Origin of the sequence: Pseudomonas sp. (assembly GCF_049590575.1) — a bacterium.
Classification (GTDB): domain Bacteria; phylum Pseudomonadota; class Gammaproteobacteria; order Pseudomonadales; family Pseudomonadaceae; genus Aquipseudomonas.
The window spans coordinates 1-2,585 of the sequence record NZ_JBAWDE010000035.1 but is presented as its reverse complement, the minus strand read 5'-3'; the positions used below and the strand labels follow the sequence as shown (position 1 = coordinate 2,585).

Sequence of the window (2,585 nt, the reverse complement as noted above, 5' to 3'; positions counted from 1 at the left end):
TTCGCGAGCAAGCCCGCTCCCACTTTTGATCACCTGGGTTTCAGTCATTTGGCGTGTCAGCCGGATGAACCTTCGGTGGCTACAGGGCTCACTTGTTAGGTCGCCCTGTTCCCTTGCCGAAAGGAATCCGCATGCCTTCAACCTCGCCAACGCTGCCCTCGTACGGCCCTGTCGAACGCGAACTCAGCCTGCGCGCCGTGATCACCGGGAGCGTGCTCGGCATTCTGCTGACGCCTTCCAATGTGTACGCCGGGTTGAAGATCGGCTGGTCGTTCAACATGTCGATCATTGCCTTGCTGGTCGGTTATGCCATCTGGCAAGGCCTGGCCAAACGCTCGTCCGCGCCACTGCCGTGGACGCTGCACGAGAGCAATATCAACCAGACCGTCGCTTCGGCGGCGGCGTCGATCATCTCCGGCGGGCTGGTGGCGCCGATCCCGGCCTATACGCTGCTGACCGGCAACCAGTTGGACGCGGTGCCGATGATTGCCTGGGTGTTCTCGGTGAGCTTCCTGGGCATCTGGATTGCCTGGTACCTGCGGCCCTCGTTGCTCAATGACAAGGCGCTGAAATTCCCCGAGGGCATGGCCACCCTGGAAACCCTGTTGCACATTTACAACCATGGCCGCGAGGCCGCGACGCGTTTGAAAGTGCTGCTGGGCGCCGCGTTGCTGTCGGGCGCGGTCAAGTGGCTGGACACCTTTGTATGGGCGATCCCACGCTGGTCGCCGAGCGCCCAGCTGGAGCGCCTGACCTTTACCGCCGACCCGTCGTTATTGCTGCTGGGGTTTGGCGGCATTATCGGTATTCGCGTCGGCCTGACCTTGCTGCTCGGCGCCCTGCTCGCGTGGGGCGGCCTCGGCCCGTGGCTGCTGGCGCAACACCTGGTGACCTTGCCGGAGGGCAGCAGCGGCGCGCAATTCGCCGCGCTGGTGGAATGGTTGTTGTGGCCCGGCGTGAGCCTGATGGTGTGTTCTACCCTGGCATCGTTGGCGATCCGCTTGTGGGCATTGCGCGCTTCCACCAAAGCGGCTGGCGGGCAAACGTGGAGCCTGCCCAAACCCGGGCCGGCGGCGGGTTTTGTGCTGTCGGTTGGGTTGGTGGTGGCGCTGCAGGCGCTGTTATTCGGCATCAACCTGTGGATGGCCTTGCTGACCATTCCCTTGGCGATCTGCCTGGCCGCCGTGGCCGCGCGCGTGGTGGGCGCCACGGGGATTCCGCCGATTGGCGCCATCGGGCAACTGTCCCAATTGAGCTTTGGCATCGTCGCGCCGGGCCAAGTGCCGATCAACCTGATGAGCGCCAACACCGCCGGCGGCTCGGCCGGGCAGTGCACGGATTTGATGAACGATTTCAAGGTGGGCAAGGCAATTGGCGCCACGCCGCACAAGCAGGTGATCGCGCAAATCCTCGGCATCTTCATTGGCAGCATCGTCGGAGTGTTCGCCTACCTGGCGCTGATCCCCGACCCACAAACCATGCTGCTCACCGAAGAATGGCCGGCACCGGCCGTCGCCACCTGGAAAGCCGTGGCGCAAACCCTGACCCATGGGCTGGATTCGTTATCCACCAGCATCCGCTGGGCGATTGCCATCGCCGGCCTTGTCGGCGTGTTGCTGGGCATTCTGGACAGCACCCTGTCGGCCCGAGGCGCGCGTTATTTGCCCAGCGCCGCCGCCCTGGGCCTGGCCTTTGTACTGCCGGCCTCGGTGTCGCTGATGATGGCCCTTGGCGCGATCCTCACTTGGTTGGCGAGTTGCCGCTGGCCGAGCCTCACCGAACGTTTCGCGATCACCGCCGCCGCCGGCTTGATTGCCGGCGAGAGCATCACTGGCGTCGGCGCGTCGTTATGGGCGATGGTTGCGAATTGATGCAGGGCACTCCATTGTCACGGCGTAGTCTCTTACCTGGATACCCATTCTTGCGGAGCTTTCCATGATCACGGTCCACCACCTCAACAACTCGCGTTCACAGCGCATCTTGTGGCTGCTCGAAGAACTCGGCCTGCCCTACGAGATCAAGCGCTATCAGCGCGACCCAAAGACCAACCTGGCGCCGCCGGAGCTGAAGGCGATCAACCCGCTGGGCAAATCCCCGGTGATCGAAGACGGCTCGCTGGTGTTGATCGAGTCCGCCGCCATCATCGACTACCTGATTCGCCGCCATGGCGCAGGCCGCTTCCAGCCCGACCCTGCCACGGCCACTTACGACAAGTACGTGCAATGGCTGCACTTTGCCGAAGGCTCGGCGATGCTGCCGCTGATGCTTAACCTCTACGTCGGCCGCCTGGGTGAGGCCGGGGCGCCGCTGCATCCGCGTATCGAGTCGGAAGTGGCCAACTACCTCGGCTACCTGAACGACGTGCTGGCGGACACGCATTACCTGGTGGGTGACGAACTGAGCGGCGCGGATATCCAGATGAGTTTTATCGGCGAAATCGCCAGGGCCCAGGGCAAGTTGCAGGCTTACCCGAACCTGGCGGCGTGGGTGCAACGCTTCCAGGCGCGGCCGGCGTATCGCAAGGCGGTGGAGCAGGGGGGCGAGTACGCCTTCGCGAAATAAGCCACTCCACGGTGGTGTGCGGG

At 63.9% G+C, this 2,585-nt stretch carries 2 protein-coding genes; both read left to right on the top strand.

Going from position 1 to position 2,585, the window contains the following annotated elements:
* Window positions 1-131 precede the first annotated feature (131 nt).
* Complete coding sequence (locus tag WBR57_RS02820; protein ID WP_424081916.1) at window positions 132-1,871, top strand: OPT family oligopeptide transporter; 1,740 nt, start codon at window positions 132-134, stop codon at window positions 1,869-1,871.
* Window positions 1,872-1,935: 64 nt separating this feature from the next.
* Complete coding sequence (locus WBR57_RS02815) at window positions 1,936-2,562, top strand: glutathione S-transferase family protein (protein ID WP_424081914.1); 627 nt, start codon at window positions 1,936-1,938, stop codon at window positions 2,560-2,562.
* The last annotated feature ends 23 nt before the right edge of the window (window positions 2,563-2,585 follow it).

Coding starts and splice junctions, on each gene's coding strand:
- WBR57_RS02820 (WP_424081916.1), top strand. CDS start 132: ATGCCTTCAACCTCGCCAACGCTGCCCTCGTACGGCCCTGTCGAACGC.
- WBR57_RS02815 (WP_424081914.1), top strand. CDS start 1,936: ATGATCACGGTCCACCACCTCAACAACTCGCGTTCACAGCGCATCTTG.